This window comes from Mesorhizobium sp. CNPSo 4670, from assembly GCF_057784235.1.
The window spans coordinates 1-16773 of sequence record NZ_JBWJFQ010000004.1 but is presented as its reverse complement, the minus strand read 5'-3'; the positions used below and the strand labels follow the sequence as shown (position 1 = coordinate 16773).

General features: G+C 61.1%; 15 protein-coding genes. 3 read left to right on the top strand and 12 right to left on the bottom strand.

The features are described 5' to 3' along the window. Positions 1-87: 87 nt before the first annotated feature. The gene (locus AC0ZT5_RS08795; RefSeq protein WP_488496128.1) at positions 88-1632 is read right to left on the bottom strand and encodes a glycosyltransferase family 39 protein; all 1545 of its coding nucleotides are present in this window, start codon (positions 1630-1632) and stop codon (positions 88-90) included. A gap of 195 nt (positions 1633-1827) precedes the next feature. On the opposite strand from AC0ZT5_RS08795, the gene AC0ZT5_RS08790 reads away from it, so the two are divergent. After that, positions 1828-2535, top strand: coding sequence for a hypothetical protein (locus tag AC0ZT5_RS08790; protein ID WP_488496127.1), 708 nt, complete (start codon positions 1828-1830; stop codon positions 2533-2535). A gap of 99 nt (positions 2536-2634) precedes the next feature. Here AC0ZT5_RS08790 and AC0ZT5_RS08785 read toward each other — a convergent pair whose 3' ends face one another. Genes AC0ZT5_RS08785 through AC0ZT5_RS08765 form a run of 5 tightly spaced genes read right to left on the bottom strand, consistent with a single transcriptional unit; the run spans position 2635 to position 4285 of the window. Next, entirely contained in the window at positions 2635-2958 is a 324-nt protein-coding gene (locus AC0ZT5_RS08785; RefSeq protein ID WP_477286595.1) for a hypothetical protein, read from the bottom strand. Beyond that, positions 2958-3143: a hypothetical protein gene (locus AC0ZT5_RS08780; protein ID WP_488496126.1), complete on the bottom strand. Its 186-nt coding sequence runs from the start codon at positions 3141-3143 to the stop codon at positions 2958-2960. The genes AC0ZT5_RS08785 and AC0ZT5_RS08780 overlap by 1 nt, the downstream gene beginning before the upstream one ends. Continuing rightward, a complete protein-coding gene (locus AC0ZT5_RS08775; RefSeq protein WP_488496125.1) occupies positions 3128-3355 on the bottom strand; it encodes a hypothetical protein in 228 nt (75 codons plus the stop codon). The genes AC0ZT5_RS08780 and AC0ZT5_RS08775 overlap by 16 nt, the downstream gene beginning before the upstream one ends. Position 3356: 1 nt before the next feature. After that, entirely contained in the window at positions 3357-3578 is a 222-nt protein-coding gene (locus tag AC0ZT5_RS08770; RefSeq protein ID WP_488496124.1) for a hypothetical protein, read from the bottom strand. Next, a complete protein-coding gene (locus AC0ZT5_RS08765; RefSeq protein WP_488496123.1) occupies positions 3578-4285 on the bottom strand; it encodes a glycoside hydrolase family 108 protein in 708 nt (235 codons plus the stop codon). The genes AC0ZT5_RS08770 and AC0ZT5_RS08765 overlap by 1 nt, the downstream gene beginning before the upstream one ends. Before the next feature lie 81 nt (positions 4286-4366). On the opposite strand from AC0ZT5_RS08765, the gene AC0ZT5_RS08760 reads away from it, so the two are divergent. Beyond that, positions 4367-5440: an acyltransferase family protein gene (locus tag AC0ZT5_RS08760; protein ID WP_488496122.1), complete on the top strand. Its 1074-nt coding sequence runs from the start codon at positions 4367-4369 to the stop codon at positions 5438-5440. A gap of 521 nt (positions 5441-5961) precedes the next feature. Continuing rightward, a complete protein-coding gene (locus AC0ZT5_RS08755; protein ID WP_488496121.1) occupies positions 5962-7944 on the top strand; it encodes an acyltransferase family protein in 1983 nt (660 codons plus the stop codon). Between the two features lie 105 nt (positions 7945-8049). Here AC0ZT5_RS08755 and AC0ZT5_RS08750 read toward each other — a convergent pair whose 3' ends face one another. The 6 genes from AC0ZT5_RS08750 to AC0ZT5_RS08725 all read right to left on the bottom strand — a co-directional run bounded on the left by AC0ZT5_RS08750 (position 8050) and on the right by AC0ZT5_RS08725 (position 16542). Next, the gene (locus AC0ZT5_RS08750; protein WP_488496120.1) at positions 8050-9186 is read right to left on the bottom strand and encodes an acyltransferase family protein; all 1137 of its coding nucleotides are present in this window, start codon (positions 9184-9186) and stop codon (positions 8050-8052) included. A 94-nt stretch (positions 9187-9280) separates the two neighbouring features. Then, positions 9281-11395: an SGNH/GDSL hydrolase family protein gene (locus AC0ZT5_RS08745; RefSeq protein WP_488496119.1), complete on the bottom strand. Its 2115-nt coding sequence runs from the start codon at positions 11393-11395 to the stop codon at positions 9281-9283. 513 nt (positions 11396-11908) lie between these two features. Then, positions 11909-12508, bottom strand: coding sequence for a T6SS immunity protein Tdi1 domain-containing protein (locus tag AC0ZT5_RS08740; protein ID WP_488496118.1), 600 nt, complete (start codon positions 12506-12508; stop codon positions 11909-11911). Next, the gene (locus AC0ZT5_RS08735; protein ID WP_488496117.1) at positions 12508-15300 is read right to left on the bottom strand and encodes a hypothetical protein; all 2793 of its coding nucleotides are present in this window, start codon (positions 15298-15300) and stop codon (positions 12508-12510) included. The genes AC0ZT5_RS08740 and AC0ZT5_RS08735 overlap by 1 nt, the downstream gene beginning before the upstream one ends. Continuing rightward, complete coding sequence (locus tag AC0ZT5_RS08730; RefSeq protein WP_488496116.1) at positions 15301-15831, bottom strand: hypothetical protein; 531 nt, start codon at positions 15829-15831, stop codon at positions 15301-15303. Positions 15832-15834: 3 nt separating this feature from the next. Next, complete coding sequence (locus AC0ZT5_RS08725; protein ID WP_488496115.1) at positions 15835-16542, bottom strand: hypothetical protein; 708 nt, start codon at positions 16540-16542, stop codon at positions 15835-15837. Between the last annotated feature and the right edge of the window lie 231 nt (positions 16543-16773).

The window sequence follows — 16773 nt, the reverse complement described above, 5'->3', positions numbered from 1 at the left end:
CCGTCTGGAATTGCGCAAAAAGCAAGTTGGATCTCCCCATAAATGGGCATTGTCTCTTGCTTCGTCCAGCGGACCGGCCGACCTGCTTCAGGTGCCGGGTTGGGCGAGGCTGTCGATCACACTCGGCAGCTGCGGCGCGCCGGGCGGAACGGCGGCAAAGCTGATCGCCATCGGCGGCGCCTTGAGCGACCAGTCGAAGAGAACGGTTTTGACCGGCAGTTTGCCTAGCCACGCCTGCAGATAGGGTGGCACGTCGCGCCCGGGCCAGACCAGGAGTATGCCGTGATCGCGCAGCCGCTGCTTGGTGATCCAGGGGGCGTACTGCATGTTCAGCTCGGTGAAGATCGACGGCTTGTCATAAGCATTGAGGCCCGCCAGCGGCGCAACAATGCTATGGCCGCCGACGATGTCGAGCCGACCGGGCGTCGCCGCGTGCCAGACGGCTTCTGCCTCATCCGAGATATTCTGCGCCGGCCAGCAGACGGCGTCCATGCGCCCCCGCAAATTGCATTTCGTCCAGCGGATGCCCGCATAGGCACCAGATATGCCGACGATGCAGATGAGCGCGCAGATTACCAGCTTTCGCATCTCGACGGCGCCAAGACGGTGGCCCAGGAAGGCGAGCGCCACAACGCCCGCAAGATTGTACATCGGCGCGCCCCAGGCCTCGCCTGTGCCGGTGAACAGGGACGCCACCATGATGAGGATCGCCGGGCCAAGTCCCATCCACAAGAGATAGACGAGCGTACCGCGCCCGACTGGCTCTTGCGGCGGGGGCGAGCGCCGCAGCAGCCCTGATATCGCCAGCATCAGAAAAAAGCCGCAGAGTCCGGCCGTCTGGACGCCGATATAATAAAAGCGGGAGCGATGCGCCATCACCCACTGATCGCGCCAGGCGGCGTAGGTCAGCGGCAGGAAATCGACGCGGTAGAGCTCGACGGCCAGCGGCGCCGCGACAGCGACGAAAACCGCAAGCCCAAGCCATGGCCAAGGCGTGGCGAGCCGGCTGCGTGCCCGCGCGTCGGACAACAGCCAGATCGCGCCAAACAGCAACAGCAGGCCGGTCGAGAACTTGGCGTAGAGCCCGACGCCCGACACCAGTCCGAGCGCCAGCCACCAGACCGGCCCACCGCCGCGGCCCGCACGCCACAACAGCCAGCAGATAGCGGCCCAGAAGGGCATCTGCGCGTAGTCATGATTGAACTGCGGGGTCGGCCAGCCGAAGAAATAGAGCGACGGCATTAACAGCACCGCGGCCAGCGCACGCCTCTGCCCGAGCATGTCGCGGGCCAGCAGATAGACCAGGACGAACGTCGCCGAGATCGTCAACTGCGCCACGAGATATTGCGGCCAGCGGAACGATCCGGTCAGGAGATGGCTGGTCTCGAGCAGCCATGCCGGAAGTTGCGGATGCTTGTAGGTCAACAGCACCCATTCGCGTCCCCACATGAAGCCTTCGACGACATCGTTGGGCGGTGAGACGTTGATAAGCGCCGGTGCCACCGTCCAGCACAGGATCTGCATCAGGCACAAAAGCGCCAGCAGATGCCAGGGATGACGGATCAGACTGGACAAAACCGATGGGGAATCGACGCCGGCGGCGGGCAATCCCGCCGGCACCAAGTGATCCATGGATCCATCTATCCCCGCCATTCGGCGCTTAAATCACATAGTCCGGTTTGACGAACAGCCCCAAAAATCGAAGCTTACGAAAAAGTATAGCTGTGTGCCATTGCAGCACCAAGATCGGGCAGGAGCATCGGCGCTCCTCTCTCTAGGCAGGACAGCGTTGCACGTCTGACCCTGTCTGAAAAAATCCGGGTCCCGATGCGCCACCACCATGCCGTCATCCACTACCGTGCGCTCGACTTCTGGATGGCGCGTGCGGCCGTCCTCGTCATCATCTGCCTGCAGCTTCTGGTCATCAACAACCTCTCCTTCGGGCCGCGCTGGCTGGCGCCGGCGCTGGAGGCCGCCCTGCTGCTGCCCTTGTCGGTGGCCACGGCCTGGACACAGGTCGCCACAAGAAAGGCGGTCGAGGATCACGAATGGCATGCGATCGGCCAGTTTCGCATCATGATCCGCAGAACGGCCCTGACCATGACCGCCATCATCAGCGTGATGAACTGCGGCTCGCTGGCCTTGCTGGTGCGAGCCTTGCTGGAGGGCCATGCCGGCAACAGCGGCACGACGCTGTTGGTCGACGCGCTCAACATCTGGGTGACCAACGTCATCGTCTTTGCCCTGTGGTTCTGGAGCACCGACCGGGGCGGGCCGCCGACCTGCGGCCTGGTCAAGCTCGCGCAGGCTGATTTCCTGTTTGCGCAGATGACGCTGAACGACCGTGAGCTTCGCGACTGGCTGCCCGGCTTCGTCGACTATTTCTTCCTCGCCTTCACCAACGCGACAGCTTTTTCGCCCACCGATACCTTGCCGCTTTCCCAACGCGCCAAGCTGTTGATGATGGCCGAGGCCATCATCTCGCTGCTGACCATAGCGTTGGTCGCGGCACGCGCCGTCAACATCCTGGCCTGATCGGGCCGGAACGCAAAAAAGCCCGCCACCTTGCGGCAGCGGGCAGGCTATGGCGAATTGGGACCAATCCGGCAGGGCGGTTGGTTGCGGCTGGCGAGTTCACTCGTCCGGCGCAGGCTTGAACCTGCGAACGACAAACTCGAACAGGATGTCCGATATCCACATGGCGCAGACGCCGATCAGGAAAGCCGCCGCCAGCGTGGTGGTGTCGTCGGCGGGGTCGGGCATCGGCAGGCCGGCGATCCTGACATAGGACACCACCGGCAGCGTCAAATAGGCCGCGGCAAGCGCGCCGCAGATCGGTGAGGCCACCATTTCGCGCAGCTTGTAGCGATGCCGCGACAGCGCCCGCAGGACGCCACCGGCAAGGCCGGCGGCGACGACCGGTCCCTTGATGCCGAGCAGGTCGAAAAGATCGTGCATCACGGCCTCCATCCACAAAGCGCCTGGCCCTTTTCATTGTGCGCCAGGATCGCCGCCACCGACGCGCCGGAAAGGGTCGCTACCTCTGCCTTTGCCGGCCGGATGGGACGCTCGACCGCGCAGAATGACCCACCAGCGCTTGCGCAGCCGGTCAGCAGGAGCGAAAGCGCTATGATCTTGACCATTTCGCCAGCCTCCCCCTGTTGTCGTCCGGCGTCCGGCCGGCAACGGCGTCGTCGATCTTCTGGGCCTGGCTGCGCGCCGCGGCGTCGGCGGCATTTTGCCTGGCCTTCTGGCTGGCCTTGCCCTTGGCGTAGGCCGTCCAGAGACCGGCGAGCGCGGCACCCATTGCAAGCAGATACGGCCAGAGCTGGCCAAGCAGGGCGAGCGCTCCCATCTCATTTCTCCTCGACCGGCGGCGGCGCGACCATGCCGCGCGGTCCGTCACGCACCGCGTTGATGATGATCTTGGCTAGGGCAATGGCGCCGCTGATCTGAAGCGCGGTGCGATCGGTGACGCCGAACATCGTCCAGTCGAAGCCGACCAGGGCGCCACCGCAGATGATCGCGATCACCGTGTTGAGCAGATTGTGCAGCGCGTTGGTGTTGAGGAGTTTCATCAAAAGAGGCTCCCGAAAATATCGGTGACGTGCTGCCGGAAGGCCGCGAGCGCTCCGGCGATGAGGACGAGGATGCCGGCGGCGGCAGCAGTCTTGACGGCCGGCGACACGGGCTGGGCCGCCGGCGCCCCGCCAAAGGCCTTTTCGGCGCCGGGCGACGGCGTGGCCGGCACAGGCGCCGGCGCGGTCACAGGTGTCGCCGACATCAGCAAGGCCTGAGCCCGCACCGACGTGACGCGGTCGGACCAGCCGCGCCCGAATGTTGCCCATGTCGGCAGCCGTTTGAGAAACGCCAGCCGCGCATCGCATAGCGCGTCGATGGTGACGCCGGCCGGCCTTGCCCTGGCCGCGGCAAGGGTGGCCGGCCCGATCCGGCCATCCTGGGCGACGCCCAGGGCCGCCTGCAGGGCTTTCGCCGCCCTGCCCGGCCCGCTGTTCACGGCGAAATCGAACACGGCATGGTCGACCCCGTCGGGCAATTCGGCCCCGAGCACCGCATCCCAGTAGTAGCGGCGAAAGACGGCGGCGACCTGCTGGTCGCTGATCTTGCGTAGGTCGGCCTTGCTGGCATTCGCCTTCACATAACGGCGGAAGTTGGCGAGCGTGACACCCTTCATGGTGGCGCCGCCGGGGTCGGCCCGATTGTCCGACCACCCGCCTTCCGATTTCAAGACGAGCGCAAGCGCCCGCGCGAAGTTGCGGTCCATGGCAGTTCCTTTCCGCCCTCTCCGGGCAGGTTGCTGAGTTTTGGAATTTGGCTATAGTTGGCGCAGGACGAGGGATCTAACTTGCTGAACAACAATGCGCGAATATTCGCGCTCGATGGGCTGCGCGGCATCGCCGCGCTGTCAGTCTTCCTTCAGCATTTCGCGACCGATACACCCTGGCATCCCCTCACCTTTGCCTGGTGCGGCCTCATCGGCGTTGAACTGTTTTTCGTGCTGTCCGGATTTCTGATGGGCAGGAAGTATTCGACTGCCCCAATTTCAGGCTCGGCGGTGATCGACTTCTGGGTCAAGCGCGCGGCGCGCGTCCTTCCACTGTTTTTAATCTGCGTGACGGCAGCCTATGCCTGGCTTTTGCTGACAGGTCGGGGGCAGCCTTTTTACGGGCTGCAGTGGGATGGATGGTGGCACCATTACGTTTTCTGGGCCGGCCAATCCGTGTTCTGGACGATCCCGAGAGAGATCCAGTTCTATCTGGTTTTTCCGCTGATCTGGTGGATTTGCCAGCGTCTGGGCAATGCTGCCAACTTCTTGCTGCTCGCGGCGGCGGCCATTCTCCTGGGAGCCGCTATCGGCACGCCAGTTTTCATGCAGGCCGCCCCTCTGTTTCTCGCCGGCGTCGTCGCCGGGCGTATCGAGCTTGAGCCGGACAAGTCGTACGATGTCCCGTTGGTTGCGCTGCTGGTCCTCTACGTCTTGTCCTGGCCTGGAATGATCGATGTCCTGGAATTGCCAAGATCCCTTTTCGGCAGCACGCTGTACCTTGTCTATCTGCCTTCTCTCGTCCTGGTTTCGACAGCCTCCCCGCTGGCCCAGCGCCTGTTGGGGCGGGGCGTGCTGAAGTGGTATGGCGACATCTCCTATTCCCTCTATCTGCTCCACCTGCCCATCCACGTCGCGCTCAAGATGTGGACGCCAATTTCGCTTTTGCCGAAACCCATCTGGTTCGGGCTGACATTGATCGTTGTGACGATCGCCAGCTACTGTTCATTCCGCTACGTCGAGACGCCCCTGCGCAGACGCATATCGCGCCTGGCGCCCAAGCCACCGGCGCCTCAGCAACCGGTTGCCAATGGCGGTGTTCGATCCGGCCAGCCGACACCGGAGGCACCCTTGGGGGCGCCGGCGCTCACATAGCGGCGAACGTTGGCGAACATCACACTGGATGGAACAGCTCGGGTTGGGGAAATACCACTCTGAACCCGAAACGCTCGGCGAGTGGTCCAGTCACTCGGCCGGCTGGATTGTCGAAACCCTGACGCGCTTTCCAATCAAGGCATTGCCGACCCTGTCCGGCAGCCACCGCTCGACACGGCAAACCGGCCCCTGTCCATGGACTGGCTGCCGGCCCTTTCTCCAACGGCGTAGATGATGACGCCCGAAATCACGAAGAAGATGTCGACGCCGCCCGGCCCGAATTTGTAGATGCAAGGCGTTGTCCAGTGCTCCCGCATCGGCACGAAGCACATGACTGACCAGGACCATCAATGACGGCGCGCAGGCCCTGGACGTTCCGATAGTGCATAGCCCCGAAGCCTCCAAAGCCATCCTCTATCGGCGGTTGGCGGGCAATTCCAGCATCGCACCGCCGCCCGATGCGATGACAGGTAGGTCGCATTGCGTTGGGGATTGGGGATTATCAGCACCCGGAAGACGCAATGGATTGCCTGGAATATAGCCTTCGCGTAGAGACGATTTCTATGGATCAAATGGTAGAAGCCAAGTCGACCACGGGTATTGGCAGCAGGTCGGATCATCGTTCAGATATCGACGTCTTGCGGGCGATTGCGGTTGCTGCGGTCGTGCTGTTTCATCTCGGCTGGACGACGGTTAGCGGCGGGTTTGTTGGCGTCGATGTTTTCTTCGTAATCAGCGGATATCTGATATCGCGCATCATCTGGACTGAGAGCGCGCAAGGTCGGTTTTCACTCAAGAATTTCTACGCTCGGCGCGCTCGCCGGCTGTTGCCAGCCCTGTTTGCAACGATCGTCGTCACCTTCGTCGTCGCCGCTTTTCTGTTCATACCAGAGCAATTCCAGGACCTGTCGAGGTCAGCGATATTCTCTCTGCTTGGACTGGCCAACGTCGATTTCTGGATGCAGTCAGGCTACTTCGATTCCGGCGCTATTCTGAAGCCGCTGCTTCACATTTGGACGCTCGCCGTTGAATTGCAGTTCTACGCGTTCTGGCCCTTCCTCATCGCCATGGCCGTTCGAAAAAGCTATTGGGTGGCCTTCTCTTTGATCGCTGCAGCCTTCGCGGCATCACTGGCGGGTTGCCTGTGGATAATGGGGTACGATCCGACGGCAGCCTTTTTCCTCGTCCCATTCCGGGTCTGGGAGTTCGCTGCAGGCGGGCTGGTGTTTCTTGCCGAGAGACGGTTGTCGAAAGTGTATGCGGACCTGCTCTATGTCGTGGGGCTGGCCGCGATCCTGTTTGCCATCTTCGGCTATTCAGGGCGGACGGCTTATCCTGGCGTTGCCGCTCTCGCGCCCGTCCTGGGCGCGGCATTGATGCTGCTCGGCGGTCAAGGCCGGCTGGCAAGAAAGGCTCAGTTCAGACCGGCTATCTACCTCGGCAAGATCAGCTATTCGGTCTATCTGGTTCACTGGCCGCTGGTTGTCTTCATGGTGTATAGATTTGGCGCTTTGGAAGTGTGGCAGATCCTCGCCTCGCTTGTTGCAACCTTGGCCCTTGGCGCCGCCAGTTACCATTTCATCGAAGTGCGCTATCGCAAGCCGCGCCCGTTGAAGTCGGGGAAGACGTTGATTTTCGCCTGCCTCACTGCCGGCTTCATGGCAGCCGCCACACAGAGCTGGGCGACAGATGGTTGGGTCTGGCGGATGCCCGCTGCATTCCGTAATGCTTATGTTTTGGACCTGAAAAAGGAACATACATACACGTTTTCGAACTCCACTCCGTTGCTGACACCGCACGATTTCAAAACCACCAAAAGGCATCTTCTGATCATTGGAGACTCTCAGGGAGCGGATATCATTAACCTGCTCGTTGAGACTGGTGCGGCAAAACAATTCGAAATTATCTATCGCCAACTCGATTGGCGGTGTGGCGTACCGACCCTCCCTGTCGACCTGTCTGACAGATATTGGAAATCAATAAACCCGTTTGCTGCAGCAGTTATGAAACCCTGCAACGAAGCGTACTCACTCATCCGGTCCACACCGGCGCCGCTAGAGCATGCCGATCTGGTGATGATCGCGCTGTATTGGCAAGATTTCGCATTTCCATACGTCCAGACGTCGGTTGACGAAATGCGATCCCAAACAAGCGCTCCAATCTACGTTGTCGGCAGCAAAAATTTCACAGGCAGCAGCCTTCAGTTGCTTAATAAGCACGGCACCTTTGCAGGCATCGATGAGTACGCATTCCGAGAAATCAGCCCCGTGGCGAAAAAGATCGACACTTTCCTCAAGACGCTATCGCACGTAAATTATATCGATCCGTTGGTTGCCGTATGCCCGCATAACCAGTGCGAAATATTTACCGACAAATCCGCGCCGGTTTTTTGGGATAGCATGCATTGGACGAAAGCCGGTGTGCAACTTATAGCGGCCAAGAACGGCGTAGCCATCTTCCCGTTTCTCGAAACAAAGCAGACGGCCGGCAAGAACTCACCCTAGGGTTAGGTTCGGCAGCCGAACGGACTTCGACCCGGTCGTCGGTTGCTAAGAGCAGCGGTCACAATGATGCCGATGCGGTTCTCAATGCCCTGCGTAAGCCGCGAATTAGGCGGCGACAGGCACTGCCGGCCTCTCGACTTTGACCCCATCTATCTCGACACGCTTTTTACCGGCCCGCCGCGAGGCAAAGCGTTTGCCCCATTCATTGGTCCAGTTCTCCCATGCGTAGAAAGTCAGCGTTGCGACCGGGACGATACACAGTAACGATATTGCTAGCGCCAGCGCATAGGCCTGAAGTTCGCTGAGCCCTGAGTGCCGAAGCCGTCCGAACAACGGAAAAAGAGCAGCAATAATCGGACCATGCACCAGGTAGACCGAATAGCTGATATCGCCTAGCCATCTCGTTGCCGCGTTGACCAGCGGCTTGATGGGGAACAGGTAGAGCCCAACCAGCAGGCAAAAAAACATCGGCCCTTGCCAATAGATAGCCGGGCCAAATGGCACCCTACCCGTGACAATCACATAGAACTGAAGCGGCACGGACGCCAGCAGGACAGCGCCGATCGCCCGTCTATGGGTCCATTCGCCGGCAATCTGAACCACATGAAACGCGATGATTCCGAACATGAACATCGGCGCCAGGTCAAATATCGACTGACGAATGTAGATGCCCGGGTCTGCCACTAGAAACCCGATGACCGAGCGAAAGACCGTGGCCACGACGAGCGCAATGACAAGCGCTCGGATCGCCAAGGTTACACTTTTGGTCCTCGCGTAAATGAAGGGGAACACCAGGTAGAACGCCATCTCAACACCAATGGTCCAACCCGCAAAGATGATTGAGGTCTGGTAACCACGGCCTGGGATGAAGTTGAAAATAAACGTCAGGTTCGCCAGAACCGTTTTGAGATTGTACGGAAGGCCGGCCGGGTTCCACCAATACGAAAAGATTACGACGGCATAGAACAGCGGAGCTATCCGAAAAAACCTCCGCAGCATGAAGCCGAGATATGGCCTCTGTTCGTTGTCGTGCTTCGGCATTGTGAGACAGAGGGAAAATGCGCTCACAAGGAAGAACAGATTGACGCCCATGACGCCGCTTCGGACTAATGTTTCCGGCCACCATGAAAGCACAAAGCGCGGATTGGGCATCAGCGCGACGTGGGCCATCACGACCCACAGTGCGGCTATACCACGCAGCGCGCTGAGGTAGGGGAAGCGGTCCGACTTGCCCGGCGTCATTGTTTTTCCCAGATCGACCCCACCGCCAAACCGTGATGTCCCTGCCGTACATGGATTAGAATTTCGACGCAACAATTGAGATCAACGCCGGGCGCTAATGCTCGATGTCGCGAAGGTCGGTGACGATGATGGTTTTGCCTGCGCCGTTTGCGCGGGCGCCCATGAAGCCGCCAAGGTATGGCCCGGTGAGCGCCACGGTGCCAAGGTTGGCACCGCTGACGAAGACTTGAAGGTTAGACGTACCGGCCGCAAGGATAAGCCGCCATTGGCGGGCCACACCGCTAAAATCCACGGCGTTAAGAGCGGTCGTTGCGTATGTGGCGGCGCCTGTCAACTGGTAGACGTTGACGAAGCCAGAGGCATCCAGTCCGACGCCGACTCCCATACGGGCTGTAAGGGGGCCAGCACCACCAGAGGCTACTGTCGTGACGCCGTACAGGATGAATTGAGTGTCCTTCGCCATGTTTGAGTTGAAGGTGATGTCGAGCCCACCCGCTGCAAAATGCGGCGAGATCAGGAGATCATCTTCAATGAAGGCACTGTCTGGACCGGCCCCATAGTGCGTAATCGTCTGCAAGGCGCGATCCCTCCAAAGGTCACGGCTTTGCGCACCTCCGACGAATGCCCTCTTGGTTCTCGTCCTTCTCGATCTAACGTAGCTAAGGCCGAGGGAGGCTGTCCCGCCACCGGATGCCATGGTGAGCAGATGGAGCCCAACGGGAACGTCCCGCGCGATGCACACTTCGTGATCATGCACAAAGTCACCGCCAAAAGCGGCTGTCGACAGTTGGTTGATACCACCGACCGACACTTGATCCCAAGCGACGTCAACACCGTTCTTGCCGCCAGCCCAGATGGGATAGGCGATGCAGATGTCTAACCCCGGCACGTCGACGCGCACCGCAACCTTGAGGCTCTTGGCGTGGTCTATGGCGTCCGAGATTAACTGGAAGCCTGTCCGTGTGGCCGGCGCAGGCAGGGGCGCATTCGCTGGATCGATGGTAACGGCTCCCTCGATGGTCGATATAAACTGTTCAGGACCAGCAAGACCAGCATGAGGATGCAAGAAGGGGGTCGCCATCTGTAAGCCAATAGCCCGATAGGTGATTACCGTGGGGTGGCATCCATCCGGCACAAGGTCCGACACGCGGTAGCGGCCAGTGCGCACCCATGAGTTGATCATGTCGTAAACCTCGATGAGAGGCGCATCGGTAGCCAGTGCCACGTCCCGCATGATCTGAACGTAGTTCTTCAGCCGGTTTGCCTTGTCGGGCGTCCCCAAGGCGGCAATAGCAAACATCGGATTGGGCGTCTGCAAGATCGGAATTTTGCCGTACTTGATGCAAATATTGACAAATGCCAGCAGGTTTTTCCGATACTGGTCCGGCGTGGTCGGAGGTATGTTCTGGCAGTCATTGATGCAGTGATTACAGATGACGATCTCCGCAGTGCTGACGGCCATCTTGGCTTCGAATGTTGAGCCGGAACCATCGGTGCCCTCAAGCATCTGCTGTGAACGGGAACCGCTGACCGCACGATTGGTGACCGTGACGGCAGAGCTAAAATAGTAATCCCGCAGCACGGATTGCAGCTTGTCCGGGGCGGGCTGCGGAGTAATCCCTCCAAGACCGCTGTCAACACCGAGCATAGTGCTGTCCCCAAAGCACTCGATCTGTGTGGACACGCCGCTCCACATGTCAACGGCCTTTGCCGCCAGCGCGGCCTTTGCGCCGCCGTAGGCAAGCAAAATGTTATTGTCCACATAGGCTTTGACACTTTGCTGTGTGGGCACTTTTTGATCGCTGTTTGAGTGCATGTCATCTTCATCGACGATGTCAGATTTCAGCACCGGATCGGCATCCCCCGTAATGCTGAGGCTGGTAGTGCCGATGACTGGGTCGAGAGTGTTAAACTGGTACGTTTTCGCGCCGTTCGCCGTCCCCAGTTGCACGTAGACAGTGGTCCCCTTCTGCATAGTCCGCGACGTGCGCGCGTCAGCTGCGCGGTACCATACGCCTTCGCTGGCCGTGTAGATGCCATTGGTTGATTGGTCCGATTGGTTCGTCACCAGCACCCGATCGCCGACCTCGGTCAGCACGCCGTCGATGGTCTTCAGACCCGACAAGATGATGTTGCCCGTGGTTGCCAGGCGCACGGGTTCGCGTTCGCCGGTCAACAGGCGAACGGCGGCAGTTGCAGGTCGGGCCATAGGGCTTGCTCCATGAAAAAAGCCCCGCGAAAGCGAGGCTGTGAACGTTGCGGATTGTGTGGGGGTTAGATGCGGGCTAGCCCTGCTTTGAAATGGCCTGGCCCGGAATTACGGTGACAGCGCACTTCTTGCCAAGTGCGTTCGGCCCGTCATTGTGTGCGGGTTAACCGGGAAGGCGAGGCAGCCGCCGAAAAGAAAATTGTCGGGCGCCGATGCAATTAGCATGCGCTTTATTAGTTCCGGAAAATTTTAACGAATCGTTGACCGCGCTGTCCCAGAATAGGACGGCGCGGTCAACCCCAACCGGACTGCGCCGGCGGCTCCGGCACACAGCGCCCCCCGCACTGTCGGAGCCGCTACTTACACTCCCTAATATACCAGCGATGGTTGAATCAACTGTTACCGCACGTGCTTTCCACGGCCCTTTCCCGATCGTTAAACTTTGATGGAACGCCGTGATTGACTTGCCACAGCGGCCCCAGAGCCCTTGAACCGGCCGCAGAGGACTTAGATTTATCGAAACCCCGGAGGCCGTCCCTTAACCTTGGCTATGACCTGGCCCATAATGTGCCAGTAAACCTCGAGATCCGACAACTCCTGGTTTGAGATGTCGTCCTCTCCTCCGAGGAAAAGCGGCTTTTTATACCCAATGCATTGGTCGTAGGCTGGCTGCGCCCCGCCTGCCGCCAGCCATTCTTCATACAGACTGGCTGCCAGTGCGGCATCCGCGTTTTCGATGATCAGGCCGTCGTGGAAGGTTTCGATATTGGCAGGGATCTCAAGTGCCTCGCCTGTACCCGGCTCAAACAGGAGTACGCCAGGCTGTCCTTCCTCAAGCCTCTGAGTGTCAACTGCAAACACGGAGCCTTGCCACTCGTAGCCGAAGCAAGTGATTCTGCCATTGGCTTCGGGGAACGCCAGATCAACCCTCGCATTCCAGGCCGGAATGTCCTGCGCCCGAATGATCCTGTATAGGCCCTGCTTGAAAGAGGCGCCGCCGAAGCTGGCCAGCAGTTCATTCAGGCCGGGGACTCCGGTGTCCACGACAGGTCTGCCGGCTTCCGCCGCAACCCTGCTGTCGATGAGGAAATTTTGTCGGAATGCTTCGAACACTATCGTTCTCCTATTGTGACCTTATTTATGACAGTTCCCACAGGTAAGTTTTTGATTAAATCGTGAATTTGTTTTCCCAAACTTCGATTAACACTTGAATCCAGTATGGCGAAGTTGGACAGCTGGTGAAGGCCGCCTAATTGTAAGTCAATTATGTGATCGATATCGTTGCCGAATGGAATTAAAAACCCCGCCCTCTTGAAAATTTGTCGGGCGGACGTCCCTACGCGAACCGCACGGCTAACCACCGTAACGGCCTCCGTCAACATCTTCACCTTGAGATCTGCGGCCGCCCGCTGCGCGGCGTTCCAATGAGGCATGTAGGTTAAGCCCAGGTCTTGGCCGACAGGGGCCTTATTGGTTGGAGCGCCACCCCCAACCGGAGAGCTTGGACCAGCCCCAGAGATCGTGGAATCTGAAGCAATTTCTGCCGTTGTTGGCTCAGCAGATCGCCCGAAAGACGTCGCCCGTCTCCTTGACCAGTCTGCCGCCAGGCGATAGGCAGCGCCAAGGCCTTCCCCAAGAACATTGCTGCCAGCACTCGAAAATGCGCCGGAAGCTGCTCCGCTGCCAATGGGTTGGTCGCGACCAGTGGCCTCTACAGTGCCGTACACGGCACCCTCAACGTCTAGAAGGCCAGTGCGAGCGAGAAATCCGGACAGGCCTTCCATAGCGGCGGTGCCAAACCGGCCAACGAGAGTTATTCCCGCTTGGCCGAGGGCCCTGCCGCTGAGATAGCCGCCAAGGATCTCTGCCGCAGTACCCGCATACCCGGCTCGATCCTGTGCATCTTGTGTTCCTGCACGTTGAGCAACGAGTTGTTCTTCGTAATTGCTGCCCGAGATCAGCGAATTCATGAGGGCGGCAAATTTGTCCGCGTAGCCAAATGTGGCGCCATCCGCCATCAGCCGCACGGTGTCATTGAGAGCGACGAGCGGCTTCAGGGGCGTAGGCAAGGCGTCGAAGGCCGCCAGATTTCGATTCACGCGCTCCTCTGCAGACACGGGAACTGAATTGTTGGCGATGGCCCGCGCGATCCGCGCCTGGTTCTCGTTGGCCAGTTGCAGCGCCATGGCTGCTTGAACACCCGGATCTGATGTGCCCGTGAACAGATCACGCAGGATTGCATCCCGCTCTCGTTGCGGCACGTTCTCATCGTTCAACGTGTCGACGAGATTCTTGACGATCGACTGCGGCAAGGGCTGGATGTTTTTGATGCCAAGCTGCAACTGCACGGCGACAGAACGGGCAATCGCCTTCTGGTAGCCAGTCGGATCGTAGCTGTCCTCGCTCGATACCGCTTTCCAGTAGGCGTCCGCTGTCGGGTCGATCTTGCGAGCGAAATCAGCGGGAGCGGCGGCACGTGCCTGCAAAACCCGCTTGGCAGCCGACACTGCTATCTCAAACTGCGCTTGATCCTGTTCCGGCGTCGCACTGTCTGGCTTGGGTTTGGCCGCGAGAACCGCCGCATCAATGGCGTCTTTGGGCATTCTGAGCATGTCGAATGCCTGAAGACTGACCTTGAACGTACGTTGGAGATCCAGAGACTGTTTGCCGCCCTCATCGACGCCATAGACTGCGGCAAAGTCTCCATCGTCCGGCTTTTTTCCGGAGTAGTTGCCGGTGTACATGAGGGCGTCGGGTGCGTTCTGGTAGGCGAGTTCGACATTGGCGCGCGCATCGAAGAGCTGCACTGCAATGGTCGCTTGGGCCCGCTGACCGAGATCCTGCAGGTCTCCTGGTCGCAAGTCTGCAATCCATGGAGCCTCGGCCCAAATGACCTCTCCATCGGACTGTGCCGAATTGTGATTCTGGAAAGCCTGAGCCACTCTCTCATCGGGCGTCGCCTTGCCGGCGCGGTCGCCTTTCGCGGATGGTGCCTTGGAGCCATTCAAGCGCTGACCGACGCTGTCTGTTGTAGCGGCGGGAGCCTGTTGGACCGGAGCGCCCTGCCGATCGCTCGGAAGGCCCCCAACAGGGGTAGAGCTTGACGTCCCGGCGCTCTGAACGGCCGTCGTCACAGCACTTGCGACATTCCCCTGCTGCTCGCCAACGGCCTCGGCGCTGCCGTCCTTGGTCCGGCTTCCGGTCTGCGCCGTGCCAAGCATCTCGGCGGCGCGCTTCGGGTCTTGGGCGATCATCGCCTGGACCAGCGCCTTGGCCGTGTTGCCGCGCCAGTTGGCCTCCGCCGCCTGCCTGATGAGCGGGTTGCCGATCTTGGCGATCAGGTCAAGCCCGCTCTGCCGGATCGCTTCGAAACTTCCGATGTCGTTCGGATTGCCTTTTGCGATCGCGCTGGTCGAGATGTTGTCGACCTCGGTCAACTCGGCCAGCTCATAATCATCACGCCGCGCTTGCTGCCTCGCCGCCATGCGCCGCGAGCCGGGCGCGCGCATCGCCTCCTTCTGGCTGGCGAAAGCGGCGCGCTGGCTCTCGGGCATGGTCTGCAAGGCCTCGTCGAACAGCGTGTCGAACAGGCCGGTTTTGGCCACCCGGCCGGTGCGCGGATCGACCTGGCCGTACATGGCGTCATGCAGGCCTGCGCCGTCGGCCGGCGCATTGGCCGTCACCTCGTCTTCCGCCTGCGCGATGCGGCCGTTGAAGCGGCGGCGCGCGATCTCGGCGTCGAACGCGTCCTGCCGCTCTTTCATTTGCCGGTAGCGCTCGGCGACAGCGGAAAGCTCGTCGCCAAAACCCTGCATCGCCCGGCCGGCCGGCGATCCCTGCGGGTATTGCACCGCATTGCCGGTCTCGAGCCGGCGCTGGGCTATTTGGAGAGGAATGGTCGCCATTTAGATGTTCCCTGCCCACGGAGCCCTGAGGGTCGAACCGCCGAGGATCACCGACCGTGTCGGCACCGCGCTCGTTGCCGTGCCTGAGGTCGGGCTCTTCGTCGGGTCGTAGATTTTGGAAAGGCCACCAACGAGGGCATTGCCCGCGTTGAAGATCGACGCTGCCACCGCCTGCCGGCCGGAAAAGCGCGAGATGGCAGCCTGCGTGCCAAAATTGTTCTGGCGCAGTTGCGAGCTGTACTGGATCGCCTTGAGGTCGAGCTGGCCCTGCCCGGCGTTGGCCGCCAGCACCTCGGCCGGCGAGCCGGCGATGCCGACGCCGGAAGCGCCGGCCTCGGCGCGCGCCTGCGCGTGCAGGAGATCCTGCTTGTGGCGCTCCCGGCCCTGTTCGAAGGCGGCGCTTTGCGCGTCGGCCCGCGCCTGTTGCTCGTAGGCCCTGGCTTGGGCGTCGGCCATCTGCTTCGACTGCCGGCCCTCGGCCAGCGCGCCGCCGACCGAAAGAGCGGTGCCGAGAAGAGCGAGTGTGCACATGGTTCAGCCTCGTTCGCCGAAGAGTTTGGTTGCGGGAAGGAATTGGCTTTTGGCGCCCCCGGGACGCCTCACTTCGGGGGACTTGCCTTCGACGCGCTTGACTGGCGCGCCGAGCGCCGGGCGCGGGTCGAGCGCGCCGCCGGGGCTGAGGAAGGACAGCAAGAGCCGGTCGGCCTGCAGCGCCGGCCGGCTGAGCCGAGCGGGCACGGCGGCACGCGGCCCGGCCATCGCAGTGCGGCGGGTGGTGGTCAGGTTCACCTTCAAATCGGCGACGCCGGCGGCGTCGAACAGGCCGTTGGCGGTGGCGATCGCGCGAGCCAGCGCATCGGCCTCGAACAGTTGCTGGCGCAGCTCTTCGACCAGCCGGCGGACGCAGCGCCAGCGCTCGCCGAGCAGAGCCGCCCTCGCCTTGATCTCGTCGCCAAGCGCTGCGATGTCGGCGCGGGCTTCGCTCTGCGCGACCTCCGCGCGGCGCTTGCCGGCGGCGTCGATGGTCCTTTCCAGCAGCGCGACGGTGTCGTTGCAGTCATCGAGCGCGGCGCGCGCGGCGGCAAGGTCGCCATCGCCGAACACCGCGCAGTCCTCGGCTTGCGCCAGCTCGGCTCTGCGGGCAAGCGCGTCGGTTAGGTCGGTGTCGAGCAAAGCGATGACGGCAGCGAATTCCGCAGCCGTCCGCGCCCTGCCGAGCTGCTCGGCATGGAGGGATGTCATGGGTGGGGTCCTTTTGGGAGGAGGAGTGAGGGGCGATCTGCGAAGCGGAAAAGATCAACGCCGGCGGGACAGCACCCCCTCTGGCCTGCCGGCCATCTCCCCCTCAAGGGGGGAGATTGGCAGTTCAGGCGTTGCCGCTACGCCTACAACGTTGGCGATTGGCGAAGGCAGGGGTGCCGTCTGATCTCCCCCTTTGCGGGGGAGATGGCCGGCAGGCCGGAGGGGGGTGGG